This is a genomic window from Mucilaginibacter sp. P5_A4, assembly GCF_056400605.1.
Map to the genome: position 1 here is coordinate 1 of NZ_JBFUKX010000044.1, position 17,919 is coordinate 17,919.

Genomic DNA, 17,919 nt, shown 5'->3' on the forward strand with positions numbered 1-17,919 from the left:
CTCAACAACAGTCATTTCGGTACGACCGGCTGATAAACGTACCACCGTTTTTGGCATAATAATGCGGGTAGTAGCTATCATCCTCACCATTTCCCAAACAGATACCCTTGGCTGATCGGCTAACGGCGTACCTGCTACAGGTACTAAAGCATTGATTGGCACGGATTCGGGATGCTTTGGCAGGTTCGACAAAGTTTTCAGCATGGAGATCCGGTCTTCTACTGTTTCTCCTAAGCCGATAATGCCGCCACTACAAACCGAAATTTTTGCTTTGCGTACATGCTTCAATGTTTCAAGGCGCTCATCATAGGTACGGGTTGTTATAATACGCTTGTAATCCTCTTCAGATGTATCAAGGTTATGATTGTAGGCATACAAGCCTGCATCTGCCAAACGTTGAGCCTGGCTCTCGGTAAGCATACCCAGTGTACAGCAAACTTCCATATCAAGGCTATTAACGGCTTTCACCATATCTATTACCTTGTCAAAATCGCGGTTATCACGTACCTCGCGCCATGCGGCACCCATGCAAAGCCTTGATGCGCCACCTGCCTTTGCCTTTTCGGCTGCGGCAATAACTTCATCTTTGGGCATGATGGCGTGTACATTAACACCTGTATTGTAACGTGCAGCCTGGGGGCAATAAGCGCAATCCTCAGAACAACCACCAGTTTTGATAGAGATAAGTGAACTGATCTGTACCTCGGCGTAATCAGTATTTTCACGGTGTATAGTTGCCGCCTTGTAAACAAGATCAAGCAACGGGGTGTTGTATATTTCTGCTATTTGCTCTTTTGTCCAATCGTATCTTACTTCAGTCATAGTCTCAATTTTGATGGTTCAAATTTATAATAAAAGCTTGATTGGAAAATTAATGATGTAATAAAAGCTTAGTAGCTAGGTAAAGTGGCAGCAAAAAACCCGCGCAATCTGTAAACGTAGTTATAATAATAGATGACGCAACTGCTGGATCGACCCCTATCCTCTTCAATACAAGCGGAATAGACGCACCAGTGATGCCTGCAATAATTAAATTACCTGTCATTGCTAAAAACAAAACCAGGCCCAACATTGGGTTGGCATCATAAAATAAGGCAATACAAAATACTACCAAACCATTGGCCGCACCGTTGAGCATACCAACTAAAAACTCTTTAATAACTGTATTGTATGCCTGGCTATCGGTAAGGTTGCTTAGCGATATACGCCTAACCGTTACTGCAAGAGCCTGCGTGGCAGCGTTGCCTCCCATACCTGCTATAATAGTCATGTATGCTGCTATTCCCTTTACCTGGGAAACAGTATCATCAAAATGACGGATTACAGATGCTGCTAAATACGCTGTAGCTAAGTTTATCACCAACCATGGCAGGCGGCTTTTTACAGCATCTTTCCAGTTACCGCTTAGTTCCTCATCTTCAGATACACCAGAGATCTTTAATAAATCCTCGGTATTTTCCTGCTCCATTACGTCGATGATATCATCAACTGTAACCCTGCCAAGCAACTTCATGTTATCATCAACTACGGGGATCGTGGTTAAATTGTACTGGGATATTAAGCGCGCCACTTCCTCCTGGTCAAGATCGGCCTTTACGTAAACAGGGTCGCGTTTTACCAGGGCTTTCACTTTTACATCGGCGTGAGCCTTAATTACATCTTTTATGGATAATATTCCTTTCAGGATATCAAAATCGTCGACAACATAAATGGTGTAAAACTCTTCCATTTCTTCAGATTGACGGATGATCTCGTCCAACGCCGTCTTTTTATCAAGATTGATGTTCACCTTAATAATATCGGAGTTCATCAAACCACCCGCCGTATCCTCGTCATAACTTAACAAGGCCCGAATACTGCTTGCATCTTCCTGGTCAATATCCTTTAATATTTCATGCTGCTGATCCTCGTCGAGCTGTGAAATAATATCGGTGGCATCATCATAGTCCAGTTCCTCTACAATCTCCGATCTTTTCTCGGGATGCAGGTTAATGAGCAGTTCTTCGGGGTGATGCTCCTCGTCCATTTCCGAAATTACTTCTGAGGCAACGTCGGTTGGCAGGATATTGATAATGCGTTCTTTCGCTTCCTGTGGAAGCTGTTCAAAGAGTAAGGCAATCTCCGAAGCGTGGTAGTCCTGCAAAACAACCTCTAAATCAGCATCATCGCCTTCAAGGGCGGTTTTAATGCGGAGCAGATCGGTTTTATCTAATTCAAAAGATTGCATACGCGACTAAAATAGTCATTTAAGCCACAAAACAGGAATTAAAAAGCATTAATTGAGCGTTAAAATTAAGGCTGAACTAACAGATTAATAATAACATTAACGTGACTATTAAATGTGTATCGATTTGTGTGTTCCGGTACAAAAGTAAGGATTTGTCGTTTTTTTTTAACCATTTCGCATTTTGCCTTGTAATTGTCTTATTATTAGAAACTTAACAGTAAAAATGAAAAAAAGATGTACGACATGAGTTGTCGTACATCTTTTCTTCAGTGTTGATATTTATTCTGAAAAATAGATATATATCCGTTAAAGACTATAATTATACAGGGATTTTAACCCATTTATCTTACTTAATTTACCCAGGGTTTGTTCTACCTGCGTTTTGCGGATGGAAAGCCGTATGCTACAATCATTATCAAATTGCTGCTCAAGTACAACCAGGCTATCGTCCTTAATTATCCGCATTACATCGTTCATTTGCAGGTAATCAAATGTAATGGTATAAACATCGTTTACAGTTTTACGGATAATAACTGCCTGCTTCAGGGCCTCCTCGGTAGCAACCTTATAAGCATTGATCAAACCGGGAACACCTAACAATGTACCACCAAAATAGCGCACAACTACAACCAGTATATTGGTAAGATCCTTAGATAACAGCGTATTTAAAATAGGCCGCCCGGCTGTGCCTGATGGTTCGCCATCATCATTTATCCTGAATACCGACCTATCTATACTTAACCGTGTGGCCCAGCAGTGGTGATTGGCTTTGGGGTGTTCTGCTTTCAGTTTAGCAACAATACCTTTAATCTCAGTTTCTGACCTGATAGGATATGCAARGCCCAGGAATTTACTGCCCCGGTCGCGAAACAGGCTTTCGGTTGGTTTTTCTATAGTTTGGTAAGTATCGTCAAAAAGCATTTTAGAGGCTGTAGGCTGTTAGAGACTGTAGGCTGAAAGTTTAAAACAAAAACGGTTATTGGGACCTTCGTAATGAATATTAAACGTTACAGGTGCAGAAAACCCAGCGTTTGCGGAAAGTAGATGATTACAATAGCCAATACAGCTATTACTATTCCTATTTTATTAAGCAAACTAAGTTTTTCTTTGAATATTAGCATACCAACCAAAGCACCAACAACAATAACACCAATGTTCATTGCCGAAAATACAGATGATGGATTGTTTGCCAGCGCCTTATGGGCCTTTAGGTAAAATAGTATATTACCAAAGTTAAACATACCCAATACCCAGCCAATTAAAATATGCGGCCAGGAAAAACGCATTTTTTTTGTAATAACCTGGTAAAACAATCCAATCAGCGATAATACAAACGCCAGTATAAATATGATAAAGATAGCCGTAGTGAATGGTACATTGTTTACCTTGGTTATCTGTTTTAATAATACATCAATAACCCCAAAACCTAAAAATACAATAAGCAAATAAAACCACGAGCCCTTTTCTATTCTGTTGCCTGCGTTTTTTTGCCAGGGCATTGAACATATAATAGCAATAAAAGCCAGTACAATACCAATTATTTTAACTGTGTTTGATGCCTCGCCAAATAAAAAGAATGCTGCAACTATAGGTATAAACAGCGATAAACGTTGTGCCACATCTGTACGCACTATCCCAGCCTTCCGTACCGACGATGCCATAATTACAAAAATCAATGGAAATAATATCCCAAGCGCCACGTAATTGTAAATTGGAGTCTCCTGCAGGTTTGATAGAGATGGTTTAAAAAATATCCCGGTAAGCAGTATGGCCATTGAGTAATTCCAGGTGATTGCCTGGAAAACATCAATATGATAACGCCTGGCCAGCTTTAGCATAACCGACACAATAACACTGCAACAGATACTTAAAAAAACGTATAGCATTTTATATAATTGGCTTGTTATGTGAGAACAAGAGTCAAGATATTAGAGTCAAGAATCAAGATTAAAAATACAGCCAACTTATTTTAGTGGATCTCTTTTATCATATGCTACTACTTTCTTGACTCTTGGTTCTTGACTCCTGATTCTTAACCCTTAATTTTCATTTGTTGTATAACACTTGCAGGCGGTCGGCCCCAATAAAAGATTCGCCCGCAATTATACCTGTTATTTGTGGTGATTTTATGCCTTTTGCTAAAACAGTTTTCCCTGTGAAAATACGGGCCTCGTCCCATAAACCGGCTTCCATGAATGTTTGGAGGGTATGTGCGCCTCCTTCAATAATAACTGATTGAATATCCTGCAGGTATAACTGGTACAAAATATACTGGGGCACATAGCGTTCAAAATCCTCCAGGGCAATATATTTGTTTTTGCCGTCAACATTAAATTCAATTTCGTTAAAAATCAGTGTTTCAACAGATTGATCAAATACCTTCAAGTGTTTGTTTAACTCCAGCCGCCTATCGATAACCACCCGTTTGGGCGATCGGCCTTCCCAATAGCGTACGTTCAATTGTGGGTTATCAATGGCAACGGTATTCTTTCCCACCAATATAGCATCTTCTTCGCTGCGCCATTTATGTACCAGCTTACGCGATTCGGTACCGGTTATCCAAAGCTGGCTGCCATCATCCGGAGCAAAAAAGCCATCGGCGGTTTGCGCCCATTTCAGGATGATGTATGGCCTGTGTTTTTGCACCTTGGTAAAAAAGCGGCGGTTTAGCCACTGGCATTCCGCTTCCAGCACCCCTCTGATCACGTTAATACCGGCAGCTGTTAGCTTTTCAATTCCCTTCCCATCAACCTGCGCAAAAGGATCGCGCGTGCCAACAACAACTAAGGGGATCTGGTGCTTAATGATCAAATCGGCGCAGGGCGGCGTTTTACCATAATGCGCGCATGGCTCCAAAGAAACATATATTACCGATTGCTTTAGCAATTCAGTTGAATTATCAAACCTGCCGGTAACCTGGGCAATAGCATTTACTTCGGCATGGGCTTCGCCATATTTCTGGTGATACCCCTCGCCTATTATTTTACCATCATGAACAACAACGGCGCCCACCATCGGGTTCGGACTAACCTGCCCGGCACCAAGTTCGGCAAGTTCCAGGCAGCGCTGCATAAATATTTCATGTTGAACCATGCAGCAAAAGTAGCTTTTATGTTACTTTGTTGTATGATTACTATCCAGGATGTTTTTGAAGATTACAAACGGCTGAACAATATTTACGCCATTAATGAAACAGAAGCAATTAGTTTATTGTGTATCAGTGAGATAACTAACTTATCAAAAGCATCTGTTAAAGCATTTCCTGAAAGGGAAATAACCATAGAACAATCTGAAAAGTTAAAACAGATCCTCGCCGAATTACTGACAGGTAAACCCATTCAATATATTTTAGGTGTTACCGAGTTTTACGGCTTGCCGTTTAAGGTAAACCCTTCCGTACTGATTCCCCGGCCTGAAACCGAAGAATTGGTGGAGTGGATTTTGGGAGAAAGGCAAAAAGTGAAAGGTAAAAAGTTTTCCGGACGCATTATCGACATAGGTACCGGTAGTGGATGTATCGCTATCACTTTGAAAAAGAATTTACCTGGTGCTGTTGTTTTTGCAATAGACATATCTGAGGACGCGTTAAGAACTGCCGAGGATAATGCAGAACTTAATGAAACAGAAGTTCATTTCTTAAACCTGGATATACTCACTTTTTTACCTGATAACACCATTCCAAAGTCGGATATCATTGTGAGCAATCCGCCCTACGTTACTATTGTTGATAAAAAGCAGATGCATACCAATGTAACCGATTTTGAGCCGCATACTGCCCTGTTTGTACCAGAAAATGATCCACTGCTATTTTACAGAGCTATAGCCGATTTTGCTTTGGTTAATTTAATGCCAGGCGGGTACCTGTTTTTCGAGATCAACGAAAGCTTTGGTGAGGAAACAGTAGAATTATTGCGGGATAAGGGCTTTGTAAACATAGAGTTAAGGAAGGATATGAGCGGCAGGGACAGAATGGTGAAAGCGGTTGCCAATTCATGACCGGGGATGAAACTGGCTGATTGTGCTCTTCAGATACTCCCTGTCTAAATGTGTATAGATCTCGGTTGTGGTGATACTTTCATGGCCCAGCATTTCCTGCACGGCACGTAAATCAGCACCGCCTTCAACAAGGTGAGTGGCAAAGGAGTGACGGAAGGTGTGCGGACTTATCGTTTTTTTTAACCCCACAATCTCTGCAAGATCTTTGATCATTAAAAATATAAGCTGGCGGCTTAGCCTTGATCCTCTCCTGTTTAAAAACACGATGTCCTCCTCTCCTTTTTTTATTGGAGTATGTACACGAACATTTTCAATCCATATTTTAAGGGCTTTGATGGCCTCGGCGCCAATAGGTACCAGGCGTTCTTTATTGCCCTTACCGGTTACCTTTATAAATTCAATATCAAGGTATAGGTTTGATAGTTTAAGCTCTGTAAGCTCAGATACCCGCAGGCCACTGCCATAAAGTGTTTCTAATATGGCTTTGTTACGCGTGCCTTCGGGTTTGGAAAGATCAATAGCGGCAATTATTTTATTGATATCCTGGTAGCTCAGCGTATCTGGCAGTTTGCGCTGTATTTTGGGTGATTCCAATAATTCCGACGGGTCATTTTTTATAATATCCTCCATCAGCATGTACTTATAAAAAGCCTTAATGCCCGATAGTATCCGGGCCTGCGAAGACGGAATCATTCCCAGCTCATTAACCCAGTTAATAAACTGGCGCAGATCATTTAAAGTAATAGCTTCTGGCTTTAGCTTAATTGTTTGTGCATCAGCAAATTGATACAGCTTTTCTATATCCCTGCTATAAGCTTCAACAGAGTTATCAGCAAGCGATTTCTCTAATTTTAAATAAGCCTGGAAACCTTTTATTGCCGAACGCCAATCCAATTGATTTTACTTTTAATGTTTTATAGTTAAGTTTGAACCAATGAAGATACAAATTATTAACGGCCCCAATTTAAATCTGCTTGGTGTACGCGAAAAATCAATCTACGGTAACACCAATTTTGAAAGCTACCTTGAAGAGCTGCGCTCACGATACGCAAACATCACCATTAATTATTACCAAAGTAATGTTGAAGGCGAAATTATAAACAAGTTGCACGAAATTGGTTTCGAATACGATGGCATAGTAATAAATGCCGGCGCTTATACCCACACATCCATTGCTATCGCCGATGCTATAGCGGCCATCAACACGCCTGTTATCGAGGTGCATATCTCTAACGTTTATAAGCGTGAGGAGTTTAGGCATCATTCCATGTTAGCTGCAAGTTGCAAAGGTGTTATTGCCGGTTTTGGTATGGATTCATATAGGTTGGGAATTGAAAATTTTGTTGGTTAAAAATAAAGGCAGGAAATAAAGCCAGGAAGTAATAGATAAAAAATAAAAAAGCAGACCGTCACGGGTAGTAAAATCCGAGAACTCTGAAGATGGAATGACGTTTTAAAAGATTTGTCATCCTGAACGGAGTGAAGGATCTATTATTCGCCATGCTTCTTCGCCCTGTACAGTGTGCAAATAGATCCTTCACTCCGTTCAGGATGACAAAAAAGGTTTTTTTTTGCAAACACGTCATCGGTAGGTAAGAAGCAATGGCGCTCTGTTTTTTTATTTTTAGACAACCTCTTACATCTTTTATCTTTTTTTAAAACGTTTTCAGGTATATTGTGTTAACACATTGCTTTCAGCCTATCTTTTACGATGCATAAATTATCTAAGGTTACCGCTTTTATCTTATTATTCATCACGCTTTTTTCTTGTGCCGATGTGCTGGCGCAAACAAAAAAGAAAAAGCAGCGATCAGTAAGGGATTCCCTCCGCGCTGCCATCCTGTCGCGGGATTCGCTGATGCGGTCACTCAAAAAATCAGACACATCGGTAAATAACCTTTTACAAAAGGTGGAGTATTATACTTCGTCTTTTAACCAGATCAAAACCAATCTTTCTAAAGAATTGGATACGATAGAAATCAGCCAGAAGCTGCCTTCTTTTGAAAGACGGATTGGCCTGATTAAATCATTAATAGACAACGATAAATCAAGTACCCTGCGCTATTTGTATGCTATCCGCGATGTTTTAACCCGGAGTGACGATCAATTAGACTTGTGGCAGGATCAACTGGCCGACATTAATACCAAACTGGTTCAAAACCAAACCGACCTTAATGCCATATCGAAAGATAGTGTGTTAAAGATTCTGCCGTCTGACAGTTCATTGGCTACTACCTATCTTATCCAAAAAATAGCTATAGATAGCAAATACCACAGGCTGGATACAGTTAACAAAAAGTTGATGGTAAAAATAGGTCTGCTTCAAAATCGTGCATCCGCCGTCTATATCGGTGTGCTCGATCTGAAAGACCAGATAGACCTGAAGATCAGAAATTTCAGTATCCGCGCTTTATCTGCAGAATACAGCAATATATGGGAGATGAAGGCCGATGAGGGTACTGATTTTGGTGACGCGGTTTCAAAATCAGCAACCATGAACTCCAAATTGTTGAACTTTTTCATTGGTCGCGATATATTGATCCACCTGGCTGGGTGTTTATTATTAATAGGCTTTGTACTCTGGGTTTATACCAGCCGTAAAAAAATTCTAAAGATAAATGAGGCACCCGGCAATATATTTAGCCAGGCTAATTATGTAGTTAATTACCCCATTGTTTCTTCGGTAATTGTAACATTTACCTTATTACCCAATTTTTATGATCACCCGCCTGTTGTAGTGTTAGAGGTATTTTTCCTGGTACTTATCAGCGGGATATTATACCTGGTGAATAAAGCCTGCCCTAAACCATTTTTCAATTATTTAATGCAGCTTTATGTGTTAACTATACTTTACTGTCTCAGTAATTTATTTGTACAGGTTGCCAATGCCGATAGAGTGGCGGTGCTTATCCTGGGTATAGCATCGGGATATATTAGTATCAGGTTTGTAAATATTGTACGCAAAGCGCCAGGTGATTTTTTACCATATACAGGCCTGGTACTTAAGCTTTTTGTATTGCTGCAGGCATGTTCATTTATCTGTAATGTATTTGGCCGCTTTAGCCTGGCTAAAATAATTGGTGTAACCGCCGTGCATAACCTGTGGCTTGTATTAAGCATGTATTTTGTGGTACAGATACTAATGGAAGCCTTGTTTTTACAATTGGAAGCCAGTAAAAACAACAACAGTATTAGCTCATTTATTGATTTTAAGCTGCTTAAAAACAGGTTCAAAAGCGTACTCACAGTATTAGCAAGTGCGCTTTGGCTGGTTATGCTTACCCAAAACTTAAGTATTGAAGACGCCGTTTTTGACCGCCTTGCTGCTTTCCTTACCGCAAACCGCAGCATTGGTGGCACCAATACGCAGTTTACCTTTCAAAGTGTCATCATATTTTGCGTGGTGATATGGCTATCAACCCTTACTTCAAAAATCATCAGCTATTTTTACGATATATCTGCCAAACACCATAACGACATGGATGTGCTGAAAAAGAAAAACCGCACCTCTACCCTGCTCATCCGTATCGGGGTTATCGCGGTTGGTTTTTTCCTGGCAGTTGCAGCTTCTGGCGTTCCGCTGGATAAGATCACCATTATTGTAAGCGCCTTTGGTATAGGCATCGGTTTTGGCTTGCAGAATATTGTAAATAACCTGGTTTCGGGACTGATACTGGCCTTTGAAAAGCCTATCCAGGTTGGCGATATTATTGAGGTAGATAACCGCTCGGGTACCATTATGGATATCGGTATCCGCGCCAGCAAAATTGCCACTGGCGACGGCGCAGAGGTGATTATCCCCAATGGCGACCTGATATCACACCACGTAATTAACTGGACCCTAAGCAATAACAACCGCCGTGTTGAACTGATTGTAGGTGTGGCTTATGGCTCAAATATTGAAAAGGTAAAAGGCTTGCTTACGGATTTATTGAACAACCACGAAGACATCATGGCCGAACCTGCTCCGGCTGTATTTTTACATAGTTTGAGCGAAAGCTCTGTTGATTTCAGGTTGTTTTTCTGGGCCGATGATATAAATACATGGCTTGGCCTTAAAAGCCGGGTATTGACCGACATTTACGATACTTTCAATAAAGAAGGGATCGAGATTCCTTTCCCCCAACAGGATATGCATGTTAAATTTCCCCAGGAAATGCCTGCGTTGAATATTCCCGTAAAAGCGAAAAGCAAAGCTAAAGCAGAAAAAAAAACTGAAGAGCCGGATGCTACTGATACTAAACCAGGTCGGCCTGCGGCAGATCAGTAAACCTGGTTTTCTTTTTAACAAAAAACTGCCACACAATACTGCCTTTGAAGGTTCCTTTTAAGTGAGCAGAGAATGATGAATCTGGTAAAATAACTTTTGACTTTTGACTTTTAGCTTTTGACTTAAATAACTCTATAAAAAAGCTTTGGTGTGCCCTGCTTACCGCCCAGGCATCTTTGCGCTTACCTTCGGTTAAAAACCGCAATAAAGCCAGCAGATCCATCCATATACGGATACTGATAAGCCAAAATGCTCTCCAGAAAGGCAGGTTATTTTTAATCAACAGCAAATTGTTCCTGAAGTTGAGATAGGTTTTAAAAGGGTTTTCTGCATTCAACGTGCCCCCACCAACGTGATATACCGTTGATTGTGCACAATACATTACCTTATAACCCATGTTTTTTAAGCGCCAGCATAGGTCTATTTCTTCCATGTGTGCAAAAAAAGATTCGTCAAATCCACCGGCCAGGTCCCAATATTTTTTTTTGATGAACAAGGACGCGCCCGATGCCCAAAATATTTCGCCCGACTGCTCATATTGCCCATGATCCTTTTCTACTTCATTAAACAGTCGTCCGCGGCAAAACGGATAACCATAAGCGTCAATAAAGCCTCCGGCAGCACCTGCGTGCTCAAATGTATCTTTTTTAGCGTAAGCCAGTATTTTAGGCGCAGCAGCAGCAATTAGGTCATCACTTTCCATTAGGCTTACAACCGGCTCAATCCAGCCGGGTACTACTTCCACATCCGAGTTCAGCAGGATGTAATAATCGGCATCAACCTGGGCCAAAACCCTGTTATAACCGCCTGTAAAGCCATAATTCGTATCATTTTGTATGACCCTGATGGATGGGTAATTATCGCGCACAAGGGCCACAGAATCATCAGTAGAAGCATTATCGCCCATTACAACTTCCAGCGCAGGCCAGGTTGAGGCCAAAACCGATGGAAGAAATTGCTTAAGATATTTAGCGCCGTTCCAGTTTAAAATAACCACGGCAACTTTGGGTTTATTTATCATGTATGTTTGTCCTCCGGCTTAAACTTCCACCTCCGGTGCGACCATAGCCAATATTGTGGTTCCCGCCTGATCATGCTTTCCAGGTATTGCACATGTATGTCGGTAATTTCGTGCTCGGCTGTCTGCTTCGCATTTTCTGTTAAAGGAATTAGCGTATAGGTATAATAGCCACGTTTTACACGTTTCATGTCGTAAAAAACAACGGCCGCATCAATTGTTTTGGCTATTTTTTCGATGCCCAAAAATACGGCAGTAGGCTGGTTTAAAAAGCGGGTAAAGTAAGTCACCTCGTGCATAACGGGAGTTTGGTCGCCAACAAGTACACTTACGGTTAATTCCTTTCGGTATTCTACCATCTTGCGCATAGTTTGCTTCATGGCAACAGGCTGCCCGCCAAACCGGGATCTGATTTTGATAAAAAAATCATTAAACGTGGCATTCGACAGCGGTTTATAAATTATCATAAACCTTTTATCGGTTACAAAATTAAAGTTCAGCGCCGCCATTTCCCAGTTGCAATAATGGCCCGCCACTGCAATGATGCTTTTACCTTTGGCAAAATATTCATGCACCAGTTCGGCATTGGTAGCTACCACCCTTTTCTGGATCTGCTTTTCAGATACAGTGATCATTTTTACCGTCTCTACCATCAAATCGGCAAGGTAGCGATAATACTTGCGTTCAATATCCCCGCGCTCTTTAACTGATTTTTCAGGGAAAGCATTAGCCAAATTTTGTTGCACCACCTGCCGGCGGTAATGTACTATGTAGTAAATAACAACAAATAAAACATCAGATACGAGGTATAAAAACCAGAAGGGCAATAATGATATGAGGTATAAAAATACTATCCCCAACCTTAAAAACCCTTTTTTTATCATTATTTTAACCAATTTTGAACGCAAACATAAAATATATGATTGAAAAAGGTGCTGTATTACCTATGTTTTATCTTCCGCCGGTTGAATATTTTGTACAATTAAATACGTACAAGACTGATATACTGATAGAAAGAGAAGAACATTTCCCCAAACAAACTTACCGCAACCGGGCTAATATTTATTCGCCCGAGGGTATCCTTACACTGGTGGTGCCGGTGGTAAAAGGGTCAAAAAACCATACAAAAATTAAAGATGTTAAAATAAGTTATGATTTTGACTGGCAGCGCCTGCATTGGCAAAGCCTGGGTGCCTGCTATCGCCGGTCGGCTTATTTTGAATATTATGAGGACGACCTGGCAGTTTTTTACGATAAAAAAAAGCAAATTCCATATTTGTTTGATTATAACGAACAGCTTTTACAACTGCTGCTTAAATTCATCAAAATAAAAACGGAAATAAAATATACCGATGAATACCATGCGGAGTATGCGTCCGTTCCAGACTTCAGAGCATCTATCCACCCTAAAAAAGAAATTGAACTGCAACAAAAACCGTATTTTCAGGTTTTTGAAGATCGGCAAGGCTTCCTGCAAAATTTGAGTATTGTCGACTTAATTTTTAACCAGGGCCCGCAAGCCATAAATTATTTATAAATGAACAATATTATAAAAAGGGTTAAATATAACGCGCGCCGCAATGCAGGAAACGTTGGCGACAGTCCGGGTATGATTCGCGTACCGGATGGTGCTCTTAAGCCGCATATAGCCATGTTTAGCTATAACAAAGACGAACTGATAACATCCGAAGGCAAAGATATTAAGGTGATACTGTCGCAGCTTAAAAAGTGCGATAACCATACCCACTGGATAAAAGTAAATGGCCTTGGCGATGCAAAACTGATAGAGCAGATAGGCGTTCATCTTAACATAAACCCTTTGGTGCTGGAGGATATTGCCAATATCCACCAGCGCCCTAAGTTTGATGAGTACGAGGATTATGTATTTAGCACCAGCCGCATTGTGCATTTTAACAGTGAGGACGAACTGATAAATCACCAGTTTTCGGCCATTGTAAAGGATAACCTTATTATAAGCTTTGAAGAAGACCATAAAGAGTATTTTGAAGCCGTAAAAGCCCGTTTAAAAGCCGGTAAAGGCGCCATACGTACTGCAGGGCCAGGCTATATGTGTTATGCCCTAACCGATACTATAATTGACACCTACTTTATTTTACTTGCCCAGATAGGCGACAAACTGGATAGCATAGAAGATAAGGTATATAAGGATGCCGATAAAAGTATCATGTTTAATTCGCAACAGATAAAGCGGACGCTTATTATAGTTCGTCGTGCGAGCTGGCCCGAGCGGGATAAGATCAATGATATGATCCGCTCAGAAAGTGCACTGATAACGCCTGAAGTAAAACTTTTTTTGCGCGATGCGTATGATCACTGCATCCAGGCTATGGATTTGATTGAAAACTACAAAGAGGTAACCTCCAGTATTATCGACCTGTATTTATCAATGGTAAGTAACCGTATGAACGAGATTATGAAGGTGCTAACTATCATTTCGGCTATATTTATTCCGCTCACCTTTATTGCCGGTATTTATGGAATGAATTTTTCCCGCCAGGATGATAAAGGACATTTGCTGCCTGATAACATGCCCGAACTTTATTGGCATCACGGCTATATATACGCTATTATTTTTATGTTTTTGATAGCAATTATACAGGTATACGTATTCTGGAAAAAAGGCTGGTTTAATAAATTGTAATATATTTGATCAACGTCCGATTTTCCATGAAGCTAAACCTTTGCGTGTTATTTATTTTTGTGAGTGCGTTTTTTAAACCTGCATTCGCGCAAACTGCCAATACAGATTCTGCCGATCTTGAGTATGTTAAAAATATAGACATCACCACAACCAGTTTTGAAAAGCTATTGCCGGCTATAACCCAACCGGGTAATACCGCAGAGCAAAAACTGAAGCTGGTTTATTACTGGGTATACGCACATATTGATTTTGATACCCACCGTTTCCGGCAATCCGGCCCGCTCCAACCATTAAGTACTCAGGAAACTTTAAAATCGGGCAAGGCATTGTGTTATGAGTACAACGGTTTTGTTAACATAGCCTGTAGCTACCTCAAAATTCCGGGCTTTGATATTGAAGGGTATGTAAAGTATTATGAGTTTGAACCAGGCGGCTCATTTACACAAAACAACCACGTTTGGCACGCAGTATACATAAACGGCAAATGGAAAATGATAGACCTGCTGTGGGGAAGTGGTAGCCTGTCAATAAAAGGAGACGATTATAAATTTAAAAAGAGCCTCCATCCAGCATACTTCCTGGCGTCGCCCGATGATTTCCTAAAAACGCATCTGCCTGCCGATCCGGTTTTTCAATTTCAGGAAAAACCATTGACTATGGCAGGATTTACGGCTAAAGATTATAATGAAATTGATAACGAAAAGCGCGGAAACTACATCAATTATGCAGATAGTATAAAAGCATCCTATAAATTGCCGGCGGCAGATAATGAAATAAAATCGGCGTTGAGGGCTTATAAATTTAACCCAACCAACGCCGATCAATTAATTATTGTTTATTATAATGCTGCTGTTAACCTCATGAACAATGAAAAGGCCAGTAAAAGTGAGCTTACAAAAGCAAAAAGCTATTTCTTACAGGATATTTCGTTAATAGAGAAAACGCCAACAAAAGAACTAAAACCGCTGTTACAAGTCTGCGACCGTGGTATAGCTTCTGCAACACTCCGTTTAAAAAAGATTAAAAGCTAAGATTATTTCGCAAACTCCGACTTCAAATCTGCAGCCATCGCTTTCCTGAATTTCATCACTTTAGGTGTAGAAACCGACTCGATATACAGCTGATTCAAATGGGTTTTATAATAGCCCTGGTGATAATTTTCGGCAGCATAAAATACAGTGAAAGGTGCAACCTGTGTAACTACCGGGTTGATATAATGCTTTGATTCGTTCACTTTTTTAATGGTAGCCAGTAAGATGTTCTTTTCTTCGGGCGTACGATAAAAAGCTATGGAACGGTAATCGGTACCCTCATCCGGCCCCTGGCGGTTTAATGTAGTAGGATCATGTGCAAAGAAAAAAGCCTCGGCCAGTTTAGCATAACTGATCACTTTGGGATCATAATACACCTGTACAGTTTCGGCATGGTTAGTGGTTCGTGTGCTAACTTCTTCATAGGTGGGATTTTTGGTGTTACCACCGGCATATCCTGATATTACTTTGTTAACCCCTTTCAGCTCAGACATAGCCTCGGCCATGCTCCAGAAACAGCCGCCGCCAAAAGTAGCAAGAGCCTCCCCGGTTTTGGGTTTAGGTAATGTAGCTAGGGCATCACCACCCTGTTTTGGCTGACCATTTACACAGCCAACAAATAAAAATACACCCGCGATATATAAGATTAACTTGTTCATGATTATGATATTTTTTACTATTTAGACGTATATACGCAGCAAACCTTACAGCCGGATGGTCACAATAAGGTAATCTTGGTTATTTAAGTTTAGGGCTGATACCCTCCCCTTTTTTGAGCGATTTTTTGACCATAAACAGTATATCGCCCAGGCCATTTGTTTTTATCTCGAAAACGGTTGACAGCATCATGCCGAGTTTATCTTTAGTAAAACCCTTGCCGGCCATCCATTCCAGGTAACTTATAGGAATATCGGCTATAATAGTGCCTTTATATTTACCGTAAGGCATTGGGGTTTGTACAATATCTATCAGCACTTTAGGATCGGGTTGTAAGTTTTCCACGGAAGTAAAGGTAATGTTTTTTGAAGTTAGCTGATTGTAATCATCGCTACAAGTAATACAAACACAAAACAATATCCGGTGTTATTATTAAAATTATAAACTATGGAACAGCAAATTGAGGCCACGTTAACCGGCACCGACAGTACAATTGATGGTATTTTGCAGCCTATTACTTACGGCAACTTTACTAAAGCATATGAATTTAAATCTGTTGATGGTACATTACACCTGATTATAGCTAAAGATAACGATGGTGAATGGATCAGGTTAACAGGCACCGAACCCTATTTATCCAGTTGGGTAGAGGAATTGGCAGAGCAGGTAAGTTGACTTACGACATAATTGAACAACAAAAAAGTGCCGGTACGTATGTTCCCGGCACTTTTTTATTGTTCGTACCCCTGTTATAGGTTTATAGGTTTCATTTTAGGTACAAGCATATGCATAATTAACCATGCTAAAATGTAGGCGCTGCCACACACAAAAAACATAATATAGTAGGCAATTTCTATCTTGTGAATTGCCCGATAATGTACAAATAGATTTTTTTGTACAACAAGTGATAAAAATACGCCGCCTATTGATCCAAACATGCCTCCTATACCCGTAACCGAACCAACAGACCTTTTTGGAAACATATCAGACACCGTAGTAAATATATTTGCGCTCCATGCCTGGTGTGCCGAAGCTGCTATACCAATTACAATTACTGCAAGCCACATATTAATTCCGCCTAAAAGCTGCGCGAAAATAATAGGGATTACAAAAAGCGCGTAAACTAACATAGAAGTTTTCCGGGCTTTAAAAACGGGCCAGTTTTTTTTGATCAATTGCATTGGTATCCATCCTCCGCCAATACTTCCTAATGTCGACATTGTATAAACCAAAGCTACCGGGATTGCTATAGCCGTACCCTTTAAGCCATATTGGCTTTCTAAAAAATCGGGAAGCCAAAACAGGTAAAACCACCAGATAGGATCAGTCAAAAATTTACCGATCACAAATGCCCAGGTTTGCTTAAAGGTCAACAGTTTGCCCCACGATATTTTTTTAGTTTCAATTAACTGTTCATTTGGGGTAGCATCCTGCTGGTCGCTATTGATATAATCAAGTTCTGCTTTAGATATATATTTATGTTTAGCAGGAGTCTCATAATACAGGTACCAAAGCAAAAGCCATATAAAACCTATTGAACCGGTAATGATAAATGCCCAGCGCCAGCCCCAGGCAACTGCAATAAACGGCACCGTTAGCGGGGCTACAATGGCGCCAATGTTTGAACCGGAATTAAAGATCCCTGTTGCAAAGGCCCGCTCTTTTTTTGGAAACCATTCGGCTACTGTTTTAATTGCTGCAGGGAAATTACCTGCCTCACTTATTCCTAACGCCGAACGGACAACGCCAAAACCAAAGGTACTACCAACAAATGCATGGCATACTGCGGCAACGCTCCAAAAAAATGTCGACAAAAAATATCCAAGCTTTGTTCCTATTTTGTCGATAATCCCTCCGGCCGCCAACAGCCCTAAGGAATATGCGATTTTAAAAGCTATTTCAATATTGGCATAATCACCATCGTCCCATTTAAATTCAACCGTAAGGTTTGATTTTAACAGGCTGATTACAGCCCTATCAAGGTAATTGACGGTCGTTGCAAAAAAAACGAGGGCACATATTACCCACCTGTAGTTTCCAACTTTGGTTTCTCTCATT

At 40.7% G+C, this 17,919-nt stretch carries 18 protein-coding genes; 7 read left to right on the forward strand and 11 right to left on the reverse strand.

The annotated features are described in order from the left end of the window. The 5 genes from bioB to ribD all read right to left on the reverse strand — a co-directional run. Positions 1 to 822: biotin synthase BioB (gene bioB, locus AC1DQW_RS21465; protein ID WP_477455931.1), on the reverse strand; the 822-nt coding region annotated here is incomplete at its 3' end. Positions 823 to 871: 49 nt separating this feature from the next. After that, a complete protein-coding gene (gene mgtE / locus AC1DQW_RS21470; protein WP_477455932.1) occupies positions 872 to 2,227 on the reverse strand; it encodes a magnesium transporter in 1,356 nt (451 codons plus the stop codon). 306 nt (positions 2,228 to 2,533) lie between these two features. Beyond that, on the reverse strand, positions 2,534 to 3,148 hold the full coding sequence (locus AC1DQW_RS21475) for an IMPACT family protein (RefSeq protein WP_477455933.1): 615 nt from the start codon (positions 3,146 to 3,148) through the stop codon (positions 2,534 to 2,536). A gap of 86 nt (positions 3,149 to 3,234) precedes the next feature. Then, the gene (locus tag AC1DQW_RS21480; RefSeq protein WP_477455934.1) at positions 3,235 to 4,113 is read right to left on the reverse strand and encodes an EamA family transporter; all 879 of its coding nucleotides are present in this window, start codon (positions 4,111 to 4,113) and stop codon (positions 3,235 to 3,237) included. 160 nt (positions 4,114 to 4,273) lie between these two features. Next, complete coding sequence (ribD, locus tag AC1DQW_RS21485) at positions 4,274 to 5,320, reverse strand: bifunctional diaminohydroxyphosphoribosylaminopyrimidine deaminase/5-amino-6-(5-phosphoribosylamino)uracil reductase RibD (RefSeq protein ID WP_477455935.1); 1,047 nt, start codon at positions 5,318 to 5,320, stop codon at positions 4,274 to 4,276. A 33-nt stretch (positions 5,321 to 5,353) separates the two neighbouring features. On the opposite strand from ribD, the gene prmC reads away from it, so the two are divergent. Continuing rightward, positions 5,354 to 6,223, forward strand: coding sequence for a peptide chain release factor N(5)-glutamine methyltransferase (gene prmC / locus AC1DQW_RS21490; protein WP_477455936.1), 870 nt, complete (start codon positions 5,354 to 5,356; stop codon positions 6,221 to 6,223). Here the strand turns inward: prmC and xerD are convergent. Next, the gene (gene xerD, locus AC1DQW_RS21495) at positions 6,218 to 7,117 is read right to left on the reverse strand and encodes a site-specific tyrosine recombinase XerD (protein WP_477455937.1); all 900 of its coding nucleotides are present in this window, start codon (positions 7,115 to 7,117) and stop codon (positions 6,218 to 6,220) included. The two genes, prmC and xerD, sit on opposite strands and share 6 nt — an antisense overlap. A 40-nt stretch (positions 7,118 to 7,157) precedes the next feature. On the opposite strand from xerD, the gene aroQ reads away from it, so the two are divergent. Next, the gene (gene aroQ / locus AC1DQW_RS21500; RefSeq protein ID WP_477455938.1) at positions 7,158 to 7,574 is read left to right on the forward strand and encodes a type II 3-dehydroquinate dehydratase; all 417 of its coding nucleotides are present in this window, start codon (positions 7,158 to 7,160) and stop codon (positions 7,572 to 7,574) included. Positions 7,575 to 7,934: 360 nt separating this feature from the next. Further along, positions 7,935 to 10,493: a mechanosensitive ion channel family protein gene (locus AC1DQW_RS21505; RefSeq protein WP_477455939.1), complete on the forward strand. Its 2,559-nt coding sequence runs from the start codon at positions 7,935 to 7,937 to the stop codon at positions 10,491 to 10,493. Here the strand turns inward: AC1DQW_RS21505 and AC1DQW_RS21510 are convergent. Both AC1DQW_RS21510 and AC1DQW_RS21515 read right to left on the reverse strand, forming a co-directional pair. Next, on the reverse strand, positions 10,462 to 11,514 hold the full coding sequence (locus AC1DQW_RS21510; RefSeq protein WP_477455940.1) for a glycosyltransferase family 2 protein: 1,053 nt from the start codon (positions 11,512 to 11,514) through the stop codon (positions 10,462 to 10,464). The genes AC1DQW_RS21505 and AC1DQW_RS21510 overlap by 32 nt on opposite strands. After that, the gene (locus tag AC1DQW_RS21515) at positions 11,511 to 12,395 is read right to left on the reverse strand and encodes a lysophospholipid acyltransferase family protein (RefSeq protein ID WP_477455941.1); all 885 of its coding nucleotides are present in this window, start codon (positions 12,393 to 12,395) and stop codon (positions 11,511 to 11,513) included. The genes AC1DQW_RS21510 and AC1DQW_RS21515 overlap by 4 nt, the downstream gene beginning before the upstream one ends. 14 nt (positions 12,396 to 12,409) lie before the next feature. Between AC1DQW_RS21515 and AC1DQW_RS21520 the strand changes: the two genes are divergently transcribed. The 3 genes from AC1DQW_RS21520 to AC1DQW_RS21530 are packed head-to-tail and all read left to right on the forward strand — an operon-like array spanning position 12,410 to position 15,204. Continuing rightward, a complete protein-coding gene (locus AC1DQW_RS21520; protein WP_477455942.1) occupies positions 12,410 to 13,048 on the forward strand; it encodes a WbqC family protein in 639 nt (212 codons plus the stop codon). Next, the gene (gene corA, locus AC1DQW_RS21525) at positions 13,049 to 14,173 is read left to right on the forward strand and encodes a magnesium/cobalt transporter CorA (RefSeq protein ID WP_477455943.1); all 1,125 of its coding nucleotides are present in this window, start codon (positions 13,049 to 13,051) and stop codon (positions 14,171 to 14,173) included. Between the two features lie 26 nt (positions 14,174 to 14,199). Continuing rightward, complete coding sequence (locus tag AC1DQW_RS21530) at positions 14,200 to 15,204, forward strand: transglutaminase domain-containing protein (RefSeq protein WP_477455944.1); 1,005 nt, start codon at positions 14,200 to 14,202, stop codon at positions 15,202 to 15,204. 2 nt (positions 15,205 to 15,206) lie between these two features. Here the strand turns inward: AC1DQW_RS21530 and msrA are convergent, their stop codons facing one another. After that, positions 15,207 to 15,863: a peptide-methionine (S)-S-oxide reductase MsrA gene (gene msrA, locus AC1DQW_RS21535; RefSeq protein WP_477455945.1), complete on the reverse strand. Its 657-nt coding sequence runs from the start codon at positions 15,861 to 15,863 to the stop codon at positions 15,207 to 15,209. 79 nt (positions 15,864 to 15,942) lie between these two features. Continuing rightward, positions 15,943 to 16,206 carry a DUF3820 family protein gene (locus AC1DQW_RS21540; RefSeq protein ID WP_477455946.1) on the reverse strand — a complete coding sequence of 88 codons (264 nt, stop codon included), beginning with the start codon at positions 16,204 to 16,206 and terminating at the stop codon, positions 15,943 to 15,945. A gap of 102 nt (positions 16,207 to 16,308) precedes the next feature. Between AC1DQW_RS21540 and AC1DQW_RS21545 the strand changes: the two genes are divergently transcribed. Then, positions 16,309 to 16,536, forward strand: coding sequence for a hypothetical protein (locus tag AC1DQW_RS21545; protein WP_477455947.1), 228 nt, complete (start codon positions 16,309 to 16,311; stop codon positions 16,534 to 16,536). 74 nt (positions 16,537 to 16,610) lie between these two features. On the opposite strand, the gene AC1DQW_RS21550 is transcribed toward AC1DQW_RS21545, so the two are convergent. Continuing rightward, positions 16,611 to 17,918 (reverse strand): MFS transporter, encoded by a 1,308-nt coding sequence (locus AC1DQW_RS21550; protein WP_477455948.1) that lies wholly within the window; start codon positions 17,916 to 17,918, stop codon positions 16,611 to 16,613. Position 17,919: the final 1 nt, after the last annotated feature.

What these genes read in the sequence shown, in the direction of transcription:
- mgtE (WP_477455932.1), bottom strand. Translation starts at nt 2,227, where the DNA reads ATGCAATCTTTTGAATTAGATAAAACCGATCTGCTCCGCATTAAAACC.
- AC1DQW_RS21480 (WP_477455934.1), bottom strand. Translation starts at nt 4,113, where the DNA reads ATGCTATACGTTTTTTTAAGTATCTGTTGCAGTGTTATTGTGTCGGTT.
- ribD (WP_477455935.1), bottom strand. Translation starts at nt 5,320, where the DNA reads ATGGTTCAACATGAAATATTTATGCAGCGCTGCCTGGAACTTGCCGAA.
- prmC (WP_477455936.1), top strand. Translation starts at nt 5,354, where the DNA reads ATGATTACTATCCAGGATGTTTTTGAAGATTACAAACGGCTGAACAAT.
- aroQ (WP_477455938.1), top strand. Translation starts at nt 7,158, where the DNA reads ATGAAGATACAAATTATTAACGGCCCCAATTTAAATCTGCTTGGTGTA.
- AC1DQW_RS21505 (WP_477455939.1), top strand. Translation starts at nt 7,935, where the DNA reads ATGCATAAATTATCTAAGGTTACCGCTTTTATCTTATTATTCATCACG.
- AC1DQW_RS21510 (WP_477455940.1), bottom strand. Translation starts at nt 11,514, where the DNA reads ATGATAAATAAACCCAAAGTTGCCGTGGTTATTTTAAACTGGAACGGC.
- AC1DQW_RS21515 (WP_477455941.1), bottom strand. Translation starts at nt 12,395, where the DNA reads ATGATAAAAAAAGGGTTTTTAAGGTTGGGGATAGTATTTTTATACCTC.
- corA (WP_477455943.1), top strand. Translation starts at nt 13,049, where the DNA reads ATGAACAATATTATAAAAAGGGTTAAATATAACGCGCGCCGCAATGCA.
- AC1DQW_RS21530 (WP_477455944.1), top strand. Translation starts at nt 14,200, where the DNA reads ATGAAGCTAAACCTTTGCGTGTTATTTATTTTTGTGAGTGCGTTTTTT.
- msrA (WP_477455945.1), bottom strand. Translation starts at nt 15,863, where the DNA reads ATGAACAAGTTAATCTTATATATCGCGGGTGTATTTTTATTTGTTGGC.
- AC1DQW_RS21545 (WP_477455947.1), top strand. Translation starts at nt 16,309, where the DNA reads ATGGAACAGCAAATTGAGGCCACGTTAACCGGCACCGACAGTACAATT.
- AC1DQW_RS21550 (WP_477455948.1), bottom strand. Translation starts at nt 17,918, where the DNA reads ATGAGAGAAACCAAAGTTGGAAACTACAGGTGGGTAATATGTGCCCTC.